The organism is Pseudomonas sp. FG36, assembly GCF_057809275.1.
The window spans coordinates 1-12,048 of sequence record NZ_JBMDJQ010000064.1 but is presented as its reverse complement, the minus strand read 5'-3'; the positions used below and the strand labels follow the sequence as shown (position 1 = coordinate 12,048).

At 67.6% G+C, this 12,048-nt stretch carries 8 protein-coding genes; 2 read left to right on the top strand and 6 right to left on the bottom strand.

Annotated features, from left to right (window positions below; translation table 11 throughout):
- Positions 1 to 168: 168 nt before the first annotated feature.
- The 6 genes from ACODS9_RS26095 to ACODS9_RS26070 all read right to left on the bottom strand — a co-directional run bounded on the left by ACODS9_RS26095 (position 169) and on the right by ACODS9_RS26070 (position 5,418).
- Positions 169 to 951, bottom strand: a complete 783-nt coding sequence (locus ACODS9_RS26095; RefSeq protein WP_489095089.1) for an amino acid ABC transporter ATP-binding protein — start codon at positions 949 to 951, stop codon at positions 169 to 171.
- Positions 952 to 974: 23 nt separating this feature from the next.
- Positions 975 to 2,219 (bottom strand): NAD(P)/FAD-dependent oxidoreductase, encoded by a 1,245-nt coding sequence (locus ACODS9_RS26090; RefSeq protein ID WP_046855414.1) that lies wholly within the window; start codon positions 2,217 to 2,219, stop codon positions 975 to 977.
- Positions 2,220 to 2,235: 16 nt separating this feature from the next.
- Positions 2,236 to 2,946 (bottom strand): ABC transporter permease, encoded by a 711-nt coding sequence (locus ACODS9_RS26085; RefSeq protein ID WP_102685465.1) that lies wholly within the window; start codon positions 2,944 to 2,946, stop codon positions 2,236 to 2,238.
- Positions 2,943 to 3,662 carry an ABC transporter permease gene (locus ACODS9_RS26080; RefSeq protein WP_046855416.1) on the bottom strand — a complete coding sequence of 240 codons (720 nt, stop codon included), beginning with the start codon at positions 3,660 to 3,662 and terminating at the stop codon, positions 2,943 to 2,945. Before ACODS9_RS26080 ends, ACODS9_RS26085 begins: the two co-directional genes overlap by 4 nt.
- A 104-nt stretch (positions 3,663 to 3,766) precedes the next feature.
- A complete protein-coding gene (locus ACODS9_RS26075) occupies positions 3,767 to 4,519 on the bottom strand; it encodes a transporter substrate-binding domain-containing protein (RefSeq protein ID WP_489095088.1) in 753 nt (250 codons plus the stop codon).
- A 26-nt stretch (positions 4,520 to 4,545) separates the two neighbouring features.
- Positions 4,546 to 5,418: a MurR/RpiR family transcriptional regulator gene (locus tag ACODS9_RS26070; RefSeq protein WP_046855417.1), complete on the bottom strand. Its 873-nt coding sequence runs from the start codon at positions 5,416 to 5,418 to the stop codon at positions 4,546 to 4,548.
- Positions 5,419 to 5,561: 143 nt separating this feature from the next.
- Here ACODS9_RS26070 and ACODS9_RS26065 point away from each other — a divergent pair, with 143 nt between their 5' ends.
- Together ACODS9_RS26065 and ACODS9_RS26060 are read left to right on the top strand one after the other, a co-directional pair.
- On the top strand, positions 5,562 to 6,587 hold the full coding sequence (locus tag ACODS9_RS26065; RefSeq protein ID WP_489095087.1) for an Ldh family oxidoreductase: 1,026 nt from the start codon (positions 5,562 to 5,564) through the stop codon (positions 6,585 to 6,587).
- A 162-nt stretch (positions 6,588 to 6,749) separates the two neighbouring features.
- Positions 6,750 to 12,048, top strand: a 5,299-nt coding sequence (locus ACODS9_RS26060; protein WP_489095086.1) for an amino acid adenylation domain-containing protein, incomplete at its 3' end; no start/stop codon positions are given.

Genomic DNA, 12,048 nt, shown 5'->3' with positions numbered 1-12,048 from the left:
GTCGCAATTTGTGTCGCCTGAACTATCGCGCACTTAGAAGCAAAAGCAGAGCAAGGGCCGATCAAGATCAAGATTAAGATCAAGATCAAGATCAAATCTTTATATATTGCATCGCTGTTTTGCGGGAGGCGGACTGGGTTGCGTATATCTGCCCAGGGCCACGAACCACTAATGCAGAATCTGCTTCAAAAACGCCTGTGCCCGCGCCGTCCTGGGCTGCCCGAAGAACACTTCCGGTGAAGAGTCTTCGATGATCTGCCCACCTTCGAGAAACAACACTCGCTCTGCCACCTGTCGGGCAAAGCCCATCTCGTGGGTCACGCAGAGCATGGTCATGCCGGTGCCGGCCAGTTGCACCAGCACATCCAGTACCTCGGCCACCATCTCCGGGTCGAGCGCCGAGGTCGGCTCGTCGAACAGCATGATCCTCGGCTTCATGCACAACGCCCGGGCGATCGCCACCCGCTGCTGCTGGCCGCCGGAGAGCTGGCTGGGGTACTTGTGCGCCTGGCTTTCGATACCGACCTTGCTCAGGTACGAGCGCGCCCGTTCCTCGGCGTCCCGCCGCGACAGGCCGCGCACGCTCATCGGTGCCAGCAGGCAATTGTCGAGCACGCTCATGTGCGGGAACAGGTTGAAGTGCTGGAACACCATGCCGATCTCGCTGCGCACCTTGGCGGCCTCGCGGCTGGTGCTGGCAAGGTCGGTGCCGGCCACGCGGATGCTGCCCTGCTGGGCGATCTCCAGGCGGTTGATGCAGCGGATCAGCGTCGACTTGCCCGAGCCCGACGGGCCGCAGAGCACGATCCGCTCGCCCTCGCGCACCGACAGGTCGATATCGTGCAGCACATGGAACGCGCCGTAATGCTTGTTCAGGCCCTCGATACGGATCAGCTCCGGGCGCGGGTCGGGGGCAGGGTGCAGGCTGGCAAGGCTCAAGGGTGCGGTCATCTTGTTGTTCTCCCGCTCAAGGTTCAGGCGAAGCGTGCGGCGCTGTAGGGCGCAGGGTCGGTGAAAGGGCGCTCGCCGGTCATCAGTTCCGCCAGCAGGCGGCCGCTGACCGGGCCCAGCGTCAGGCCATGATGGGCATGGCCGAAGTTGAACCACAGGTGCTTGTGCAGCGGCGCCGGGCCGATCACCGGGCGCATGTCCGGCAGGCAGGGGCGGCGGCCCAGCCAGGGCTTGTCGTCCAGGCGCTCGCCCAGGGCCGGGAACAGCTTGCGCGCCAGGGCCTCGCAGCGGCGCAGCTGGATCTCGTTGGCCGGGGCATCGCTGGCGGCGAACTCGATGCCGGTGGTCAGGCGCACGCCCCGGGCCATCGGCGCCAGGACATAGCCGCCCTGGGTGTCGCAGATCGAGTGGCCCAGTTCGGCGCCATCGCGGGTTGCGTAGTGCATGTGGTAGCCGCGCTTGATCCCCAGCGGAAAGCGATAGCCGAGCCGTTCATAGAGGTCGGCCGACTGCGGGCCGAGGCAGGCCACCACCTCGTCGGCTATCACCGTGCCGCGACGGCTGTCCACCTGCCAGCCGCCCTCGACCTGGCGCAGGCTGCGTGCATCGCCGTGGAGGAACTGGCCGCCACGCTGGACGAACAGCGCGGCATAACCACGGGTCAAGCCGCCGGGGTTGCTCACGGTCTTCGGGTCGAGCCAGTGGATGCCACCGATCACCCCACCGTCCAGTTGCTGCTCGCGGGCCTGCAGTTGCTCGCGTTCGAGGATTTCGTAGCGCAGGCCGTAGCGGGCCAGGCCTTGAAGGTCGTGCTTGGCCTGGGCGAACAGCGCGGCGTCGCGGTACACCTCGATCCAGCCCTTGGCCTGCACCAGCCCTTGCAGGCCGGCGGCTTCGATCAGCGCATCGTGTTCCTCGACGCTGCGCTGCACCAGCGGCAGCATGTCGGCGGCGGCCTTGGCCAGGCGTCCGGGGGCGGACTGGCGCCAGTAGCTGAGCAGCCAGGGTGCGGCCTTGGGCAGGTGGGCTAGGCTGTAGCGCACGTCGGGCTGGCGGTTCAGGCCATAGCGCAGCAGGGCGCTGTATTGGCGCGGGAAGGCATAGGGGATCACGCTGGAACGCTCGATCAGCCCGGCGTTGCCATGGCTGGTGCCGCTGCCTGGCTCGTCGCGGTCGATGAGGATCACCTGGCGTCCGCGGGCCTGCAGGTGCAGGGCGGTACTGACGCCGACGATGCCGGCGCCCAGGACGATGGTCTGGCAATGCATGGAAGATTTCCTTCAGTCAGTTCAGGTGGCGGCCCAGGCGGGCTTCCAGGTGTTTCAAGGTGCGCCGGACCACCTCGACGATCAGCAGATAGAGCACTGCCGCCCACAGGTAGATCTGGAAGTCGAAGCTGCGCGAGAAGGCCAGCTTGGTCACCCCCATCAAGTCGTAAATCGTCACCAGCGAGGCAATCGCGCTGGCCTTGATCATCATGATCAGCTCGTTGCCCAGCGGGCCGATGGCCACCAGCAGCGACTGTGGCAGGACCACCTTGAAGAAGGTGGTCGAGCGCTTGAGGTTGAGTGCCTTGGCCGCTTCGTACTGGCCCGGCGCGACCGCCATCAGGCTGGCGCGGAAGATCTCGGCCTGGTAGGCCGCCGTGTTGAGGGTGAAGGCGAGCAGGGCGCAGTACCAGGCCTCGCGGAAGAACCACCAGAGGCCCAGCTCCTGCCAGAAACCCTTGAGCGAACCCAGCCCGTAGTACAGCAGGAACAGCTGGGCCAGCAGCGGTGAGCCGCGGAAGAAATACACGTAGCCAGCCGCCAGGCGCCGCAGCACGCGGCTGGGTGACATGCGCGCCAGCGCCAGGAGCATGCCCAGCAGCGCGCCGAGGGTGAACGAGATCGCCACCAGCTTGGCGGTGACCAGCAGGCCATCGACGAAACGTGCGCCGTAACGGTCCAGCAAGTCCGGGTCGAGCACGTAGGCCAGCAGTTGCTCCAGACTCATGGGCGGGCTCCTTGCAGATGGCGATTGCTGCGCCGCTCAAGCAGGGCGAAGACCCTGCCCGACAGCGCCGAGAACAGCAGGTAGACCAGGCAGGCGACGCCGTAGAACAGCATCGGTTCCTTGGTTACGCTGACCGCGAGGTTGGTCTGGCGCATCAGGTCGATCAGCGAGATGGTCGAGACCAGCGAAGTGTCCTTGAGCAGGCTCAGCCAGTTGTTCGACAGGCCCGGCAGGGCGATGCGCGTCAGTTGCGGCAGCACCACCTTGAAGAACCCGGTGCGCTTGCCCAGGCCCAGGGCCGCGCAGGCCTCCAGCTGGCCCTTGGGCAGGGTCTTGAAGGCCATCAGCCAGATCTCGCTGGAGAACGCGGCGAACACCAGACTGAAGGCGGCCATGGCGGCGAGGAAGGTGTTGATCAGCACCTCGCCCTCATAGCCCAGCGCGGCGAGGAGCTTCTGCGCGGCGATCTGGCAGCCGTAGTAGATGATCAGCAGGGTGAGCAGTTCGGGCAGGCCGCGAAACACCGTGGAGAAGAGGGTGGCCCAGGCCCGCGGCAGGCGTTTGCGCGAGCGCGCGGCGAGCGCCACCAGCAAGCCCAGTGGCAGGCCGATGGGCAGGCAGGCCAGGGCCAGCGACACGGTCACCAGCGCGCCGGCCAGCAACGCCTGGCCCCAGCCGCCGCTGGCGAAGGAAAGCAGGGAGAGTTGATCGAGCATGGCTAACCCCCAGGAAACAGGTGCCCTGGTGGGAGCGGGCTTGCCCCGCGATGGCGTGGTTCACTGATCAGGCGCCATCGCGCGGCAGGCCGGCCTCCACGAGATTACTGGTAGATGTCGAAGGCGAAGTACTTGCTCGCGATCTTCTGGTAGGTGCCATTGGCCACGATCGCCGCCAGCGCCTCGTTCAGCCGGGTGCGCAGGGCCTGGTCGTCCTTGCGCACGGCAATCGCCGCGTCGGCCTTGGTGCCGTCGACGTCGCCGAGGATCTTGCAGCAGTCCTTGCCGTTCTTGTTCAGCCATTCGTGCAGCGGGAACTTGTCGGCGATCACCCCGTCCAGGCGCCCGGCGGCAAGGTCTGCGTTGGCTTCGTCAAGGGTTGGGTACAGCTTCACGTCCGCGCCGGCCTTGCCGTATACATCCTCGGCGTAGATCGCCTGGGTCGAGGCGGATTGCGCGCCGACCGTGTAGCCCTTGAAGTCGGTCTGCGCGTCGCTGATCGGGCTGTCCTTGGCGACGGCCACGGTCAGTGGGGTGCGGTAGTAGTGGTCGGTGAAGGTGATCTTCCGGCGCCGTTCCTCGGTGTCGATCATCGAGGCCACCACCGCGTCGTACTTGCGCGCCATCAACGCTGGAATGATGCCTTCCCAGTCCTGGGCCACCAGGGTGCATTCGACCGTCATCTGTTCGCACAGGGCATGGGTGATGTCGATGTCGAAGCCGTGCAGCTTGTTGTCGGCGTCGACGTAGTTGAAGGGGGGATATGCGCCTTCAGTGGCAAAGCGCAGGGTCTCGGCACTGGCGTGGCCCGCCAGCAGCAGGGCGCACGCACCCACCACAGCCATGGTTCCTTTCATCTCGCACCTCGGTCATCGCACTCTTGCTATTGTTGTTTGCCCGCCGGCCACGAGGTGTAGCCGACGAACTCGTTATGTAGAGCGGCAGTTGCTTCCAAGCGTTTTTCAACATCCGGTCCGAGCTGCTTGCAGACCTCGTTGACCATCAGGTGCACCCACGACAGCATGGTCGCGGTGGATTCCCAGAACAGGTTGAATTCGGTGGGGATGCGGAACACCTCGTCGGCTTCGGCATCGGCCCAGTCACAGAAAGTGTCGGTGACCAGGGTCACCGGGATGCCCAGCGCACGGGCCTTGTGGCACAGCTGCAGGGCGTGGCGCGAATAGCGGCGTGCTTCGAACACCACCAGCGCGCAGTCCTGCGGGCGCCCCAGCAGTACCTCGCCGAAATGCCCGGCGCTGCCATCGACCAGTTGCACGCCGTCGCGCAGGTACTGCAGCAGGTGGCTCATGCACATGGCCACGCCACGCTCGGTCTGAAAGCCGGCGACGAATACCCGGGGTTTGTCGGCCAGGCGCCGGGCGACCTGTTGCCAGGTTTCGCCGCGGCTGTATTCGTGCACGCGCACCAGCGCGGCCATTTCCAGCTCCAGGCTGCCTGAGCGCTGGTCGTCCTCGGGTTGCTGGCGAAACGCCTGCAGGCGGTCGCCGGCCAGCCACGGGCCGTCGCCCAGGTCGTTCTGCAGGTCCTGCTTGAGCGCCTTGAGGTGGGCATAGCCCAGGGCGCGGCAGAAGCGGCCGACGCTCGATTCGCTCACGCCCAGCTTGGCGGCGATGCTGGCCGAGGTCTGGAAGGGCAGTTCGTGGAGATTGGCGAGCATGTAGCTGGCGATCTGGCGGCCCGAGGCGGCAGCGGTGTGCAGGCTGCTTTCCAGGCGTTGCTTGATCGATTGGCTCATGGTCGGTTCCGGTTGATTTCTGGCGTGGAAGCCAAAATGGCTGTTTTCTGTCATCAAGTCAATATTTGACAGATAGCTGTCATTGGCGGGAAAGTCTGTGCAGTTGCGCTGTAGCGATTCCAATTCCAAGAAAGGAGCTCCAGATGTCTTCACCTTCCACCGGCCCTGTTGTGCGCGTGCCTTTTACCGAACTGCAGGCATTGCTGCAGGCTATCTTCGCGCGGCATGGCTGCAGCGCGGCAGTGGCCGCCGTGCTCGCCGACAACTGCGCCAGCGCCCAGCGTGACGGTGCCCACAGCCACGGGGTGTTCCGTATTCCCGGTTATGTCTCGACCCTGGCCAGCGGTTGGGTCGATGGCCGCGCCGAGCCGCAGGTAACCGACCTGGCGCCGGCTTATGTGCAAGTCGATGCCAAGGGTGGGTTTGCCCAGCCGGCCCTGGCCGCGGCTCGCGCGCTGTTGGTGGAGAAGGCGCGCACGGCCGGCATCGCGGTGCTGGCGATCCACAATTCGCACCATTTCGCCGCGCTGTGGCCGGATGTCGAGCCATTCGCCGATGAAGGCCTGGTGGCCCTGAGCGTGGTCAACAGCATGACCTGCGTGGTGCCCCACGGTGCGCGCAAACCGCTGTTCGGCACCAACCCCATCGCCTTCGCCGCGCCTTGCGCGGGGCACGACCCGATCGTCTTCGACATGGCCACCAGTGCCATGGCCCATGGCGACGTGCAGATCGCCGCCCGGGCTGGCGAACAGCTGCCGCCGGGCATGGGCGTGGATGCCGCCGGCCAGCCGACCACTGACCCCAAGGCGATTCTCGAAGGCGGCGCCTTGCTGCCGTTCGGCGGCCACAAAGGCTCGGCGCTGTCGATGATGGTCGAACTGCTGGCGGCAGCGCTGACGGGGGGCCATTTTTCCTGGGAGTTCGGCTGGTCGGGGCATCCGGGGGCAAAGACCCCATGGACCGGGCAGTTACTGATCGTGATCGACCCGGCCAAGGCCCAAGGCGAGCGTTTTGCCCAGCGCAGCCGTGAACTGGTGGAGCAGATGCAGGAAGCGGGGCTGACGCGCATGCCAGGGGAGCGGCGCTACCGTGAGCGTGAAGTGGCACTGCGCGAAGGCGTGGGTTTGTCCGAACGGGAGTTGGCCGAGTTGCAAGCGCTGGCTGGCTGAACCCGCTCTTTTGTAAGGGGAGTCAGGCGCCTGAGCGGCCTGGCTCCCAGGCGTTGAACCCATCTGCTCCTGCCGTTGTCCCCCCTTCCCATGTCAGCCCGCCCCCCCGTGATCCATTAGCGTTCCGAGCATTTCCGACTGGCAAAAGCAGGATGCTTACCAATGCTCTTCAGCGAACTCATGGCAGCGCTTTCCACCCGTGCGATCCGACTCCAGCGCGAGGAGGCCGACCTGATCGTCGAGGGCGATGACGACACCCTCGATGACGCGCTGTGGGACGCATTGGCGGCGCACAAGCCAGCGTTGCTGGAGATGCTCGCGGGCCTGGAGGATGGCTGGCTGAGCCCGGCGCTACGCATCACCCCCGACATGCTGCCCCTGGCTGGGCTCGACCAGGCCGCGATCGACCGCATCGTCGCCACGCTGCCCGGGGGCGCGGCGAATCTGCAGGACATCTACCCGCTGGCGCCGCTGCAGGAAGGCATGCTCTACCACCACCTCACGGCCACCGAGGGCGACCCCTATGTGCTGCAGGCCCAGCTGCGCTTCGCCAGCCCGGCGCACCTGCAGGCGTTCGCCGAGGCGCTCGACTGGGTGATCCAGCGCCATGACATCCTGCGCACGGCACTGGCCTGGGAATACCTGGACCAGCCGCTGCAAGTGGTGTGGCGCAAGGCGCCGCTGGCGTGCGAGGCAGTCGGGAGCCTGGACGGTGACGAGCCGCTGGAGCAACTGCGTGCCCGTTTCGACTCGCGTCATTACCGCATGGACCTGGCCCAGGCCCCCTTGCTGCGCCTGGTGCATGGCCAGGATCGCGACGGCCGGGTGCTGGGCCTGCTGCTGTTCCACCACACGGTCATGGACCACACCGGCCTGGACATCGTGCGCCGCGAGATCCACGCCTATCTCGCGGGTGATGGCGAGCGGCTGCCAGCCCCGGTGCCGTTCCGTGACCTGCTGGCCAGGAGCCGCCAGGCCCAGGACGAACAGGCCCATGAAGCATTCTTCGGCGCCATGCTGGCCGATATCGACGCACCGACCCTGGCCTTCGGCGTCCAGGAGGTGGCCGGCCAAGCCATGGAGGAAGCCCGGATTACCCTGGCGCCCGGCCTCAGCCAACGTCTGCGTGCCCAGGCCCGGTCGCTCGGGGTCAGCCCGGCCAGCATCATGCACCTGGGGCTCGCGCGCCTGCTGGGCGCGTGGTCCGGGCGCGAGTCGGTGGTGTTCGGCAGCGTGCTGCTGGGGCGCATGGCGGCGGGCGAGGGCGGCGAACACGCCCTCGGGATGTTCATCAATACCTTGCCGCTGCGGGTCGACCTGCAGGGGCAGGGTGTGCGCGATGCACTGTTGCTGACCCACCGCCAGTTGACCGCGCTGCTCGGCCACGAACAGGCGCCACTGGCCCTGGCCCAGCGTTGCAGCGGTGTGGTGGCGCCGATGCCGTTGTTCAACAGCATGCTCAACTATCGCCATAGCGCGGCGGGTGACGCCGCCGCGGTGATTGCGGTGGCGCCGGGCATCGATGTGGTCGGCACCGAGGAGCGTACCAACTACCCCCTGAACCTGGCGGTCGACGATCTGGGTGACGACCTGCGCCTGACGGTCCAGGCCCTCGCTGAATGGGGCGCCGAGCGCCTGTGCGGACAACTGCGACAGGTGTTCGAGGGGCTGGTGGAGGCGCTCGAGCGCACCCCCGACCTGCCCGTGCTGGCGCTGCCGGTGCTGACGCCCGAGGAGCGCCATCAACTGCTGACCGGCTGCAACACCACGGCCGCCGAACACGACCTCGACCAGCCGCTGCACGCGTTGTTCGAGCGCCAGGCGCTGCTGCAGCCACAGGCGGTGGCCATCGAGGCGGAAGGTGAACAGCTGACCTATCGGCAGCTCAACGAGCAGGCCAACCGCCTGGCCCACCACCTGATCGCCCTGGGCGTGCGTCCCGACGACCGGGTGGCGATCTGCGTCGAGCGCGGCCCGTCGATGGTGGTTGGCCTGCTGGCCATCCTCAAGGCCGGTGGCGCCTATGTGCCAGTGGACCCGAGCTACCCGGCCGAGCGCATCCGCCACATGCTCGTCGACAGCGCGCCGTTGGCGGTGCTGGTGCACGCGGCCACCCGCGAGGTGCCGGGCGCGCTGGCCGTGCCGCAGATAGACCTCGACCAGGCGGGCTGGGAAAGCCTGCCGGCGACCGACCCACGGGTGGCCGGGCTGACCTCGCGCCACCTCGCCTATGTGATCTACACCTCCGGTTCCACCGGGTTGCCCAAGGGCGTGATGGTCGAGCACCGCAGCGTGGTCAACCTGGTGCACTGGAGCGCCGGGCTGTGCCCCGCGAGGGCGGACGGCGCGGTGCTGCACAAGACCCCGATCAGTTTCGACGCCTCGGTGTGGGAGCTGTTCTGGCCCCTGGGCAGCGGCCTGCGCCTGGTGCTGGCGCGGCCGGACGGCCAGCGTGACGCGGACTATGTGGCGCGGCGGATCATCGAGTCCAGGGTCAGCGTGGTGCAGTTCGTGCCGGCGCTGTTGCAGCAGTTCCTCGAACAGGCGCGCAGCGCGCAGTGCAGCAGCCTCACCGACATCGTCTGCGGCGGTGGCGAGCTGACCGAATCCCTGGTGCGCCAGGTGCGCGAGCGCCTGCCGCAAGTGCGCCTGCACAACGTCTACGGCCCCACCGAAACCACGGTCGATTGCAGCGTCTGCACCCTGGAGCCCGATCAGCCCGTGCCGGATGGCGCGCTGCCGATCGGCCGGCCGATCGACAACACCCGCCTGTACGTACTGGACGGCGCGGACCAGCCGCTGCCGTGGGGCGTGGCCGGGCACCTGCACATCGGTGGCGTGGGGGTAGCGCGTGGCTACCTGGGCTTGGCCGGGCAACAGGCCGAACGCTTCATCGACAGCCCGTTCGTGCGCGGCGAGCGCCTGTATCGCAGCGGTGACCTGGTGCGCCAGCGCGCTGACGGTTCGTTGCAGTTCCTCGGTCGCAACGACCACCAGGTCAAGCTGCGCGGCCTGCGTATCGAACCGGGCGAGATCGAAGCCTGCCTTAACCGCGTGGACGGCGTGCGCGAGGCGCTGGTGCTTGTCCACGAACACCCGCACAGCGGCCAGCGCCTGGTGGCCTACCACACTGGCCAGGATCACGCCGCGCAGTACCTGCGCGAGCGTCTGCTCGAGCAGTTACCGGAGTACATGGTGCCGGCACTGTTCATCCACCTCGATGGCATGCCGCTGACGCCCAACGGCAAAGTCGACCGCAAGGCCCTGCCGACCCCCGAAGCGCCGGTGCGCCAGTACCAGGCGCCCCAAGGCCCGATCGAGACCGCCCTGGCGGCGATCTGGGCGGACCTGCTGGGTGTCGGGCCAGTGGGGCGTGACGACAACTTCTTCGAGCTGGGCGGCCATTCGCTGCTGGCGGTACGCCTGGTGGAGCGCATGCGCCAGCAGGCGCTGGCGGCCGATGTGCGGGTGCTGTTCAGCCAGCCCACGCTGGCCGCGTTGGCGGCGTCGGTGGGTGGCCAGGCCGCCGTCGAGGTGCCGGCCAACCGTATCCCGGCAGGCTGCACGCGGATCACCGCGGACATGCTGCCCCTGGCCGACCTCGACCAGGACGCCATCGACACACTGGTGCGGCAGATCCCCGGTGGCGCGGCCAATATCCAGGATATCTACGGTCTGGCGCCGCTGCAGCAGGGCATCCTCTACCATCACCTGGCCAGCGAAGGCGCCGACCCCTATGTGGTGCAGGCGCGTTTCGCCTTTGCCGGGCAGGCCGAGCTGGAGGCCTTCGTCGCCGCGCTGAACCAGGCCATCGCCCGTCACGACATCCTGCGCACCAGCCTGCATTGGCAGGGCCTGGACGAGGCGGTGCAGGTGGTCTGGCGCGAGGCGCCGCTGCTGCTGAGCCCGGCGCTCGAAACGCCACGGCTCGACCTCGGCCAGGCGCCCTTGCTGCGCCTGAGCAGCCAGCGCCAGGCCGGACGCCTGGAGGCGACCCTGCTGCTGCATCATATTCTTGTCGACCACACCGCCGTGGAACAGCTGATGCTTGAGGTGGGGGCGCTGCTGCAAGGCCCCGCAGAGCTGCCGGCCAGCATCCCGTATCGCAACTACGTGGCCCAGGCACGCCTTGGCGCGGACCCTCAGGCCGACGAGGCATTGTTCCGCGAGCTGCTGGGCGATATCGACGAACCGACCGAAGCGTTCGGCCTGCGCGAGGCGATGGCCGAGGCCCATTCGGTGGGTGAAAGCCGCTGCCCATTGGAGCCGGCGCTGGTCGCACGCCTGCGCGGGCAGGCCAGGGCGCTGGGGGTCAGTGTTGCCAGCCTGGTGCATCAGGCCTGGGGCCAGGTACTGGCGCAGATGTCCGGACGCGAAGAGGTGGTGTTCGGCACCGTGCTGCTCGGTCGTCTGCAGGGCGGCGAGGGCGCCGACCGGGCGCTGGGCATGTTCATCAATACCTTGCCGCTGCGAGTCAGCGTGGGGGCTGCGGGCGTGGCCGAGGGCGTGCGCCTGACCCACCAGCGCCTGGCGCGCCTGCTGGCCCATGAGCAGGCCTCCCTGGCCCTGGCCCAGCGCTGCAGCGGCGTGCCGGCCTCGCAGGCGCTGTTCAGCAGCCTGCTGAACTATCGCCACAGTGCTGGCCAGCCTGCGCAGGGGCCGGTCTGGCCGGGGATCGAACTGTTGACCGCGCAGGAGCGCAGCAACTACCCGCTGGTGGTCAGCGTCGACGACTATGGGGATGATTTGCGGTTGACGGTGCAGGCCGTGGCGTCGGTTGATGGCGAGCGCGTCTGCCGCTTGCTGCAGTGGGCCTTGACGCAGTTGGTCACGGCGCTGGAGCAGGCGCCGCAGGTCGCGCTGCACAGCCTGCATGGGTTGCCCATGGTCGAACGCGACTGCGTGCTGGGTCGCTTCAATGCCACGGCACGCGACTACCCGCGCGACCAGGTCGCCCACCGCCTGTTCGAAGCCCACGCCGCGAGCACGCCCGAGGCATTGGCGGTGATCCACGGTGAACGCCAGTGGAGCTATGCCCAGCTCGATGACCAGGCCAATCGCCTGGCCGTCTACCTGCTCGAGCAGGGGGTGCGTGCCGGTGATCGCGTGGCCCTGCTGCTGCCACGCTCCTTCGACCTGCTGGCGGCCCAGTTGGCGGTGAGCAAGCGCGCGGCGGTGTTCGTGCCGCTGGACGGCAATGCCCCGGCCGAACGCCAGGCGTTCATTGTCGGTGACAGCGGGGCGGCGTTGCTGCTGACCCACAGCGACCAGCCTGAAGTGGCGGGCGCGCGCCGGGTCGAACTCGACCGGCTTGACCTGAGCACGTATGCGGCCGCGCCGCTGGGCCTAGCGGTAGACGCCGGCAGCGCGGCGTACATCATGTACACCTCCGGCTCCACCGGCACGCCGAAGGGCGTGCAGGTGCCGCACCGGGCCATCGTGCGCCTGGTGATCAACAACG

Bases quoted from the DNA above. Each gene is read 5' to 3' on its own strand.
- ACODS9_RS26065 (WP_489095087.1), top strand. From the start codon at position 5,562: ATGTCTTCACCTTCCACCGGCCCTGTTGTGCGCGTGCCTTTTACCGAA.
- ACODS9_RS26080 (WP_046855416.1), bottom strand. From the start codon at position 3,662: ATGCTCGATCAACTCTCCCTGCTTTCCTTCGCCAGCGGCGGCTGGGGC.
- ACODS9_RS26095 (WP_489095089.1), bottom strand. From the start codon at position 951: ATGACCGCACCCTTGAGCCTTGCCAGCCTGCACCCTGCCCCCGACCCG.
- ACODS9_RS26070 (WP_046855417.1), bottom strand. From the start codon at position 5,418: ATGAGCCAATCGATCAAGCAACGCCTGGAAAGCAGCCTGCACACCGCT.
- ACODS9_RS26075 (WP_489095088.1), bottom strand. From the start codon at position 4,519: ATGAAAGGAACCATGGCTGTGGTGGGTGCGTGCGCCCTGCTGCTGGCG.
- ACODS9_RS26085 (WP_102685465.1), bottom strand. From the start codon at position 2,946: ATGAGTCTGGAGCAACTGCTGGCCTACGTGCTCGACCCGGACTTGCTG.
- ACODS9_RS26090 (WP_046855414.1), bottom strand. From the start codon at position 2,219: ATGCATTGCCAGACCATCGTCCTGGGCGCCGGCATCGTCGGCGTCAGT.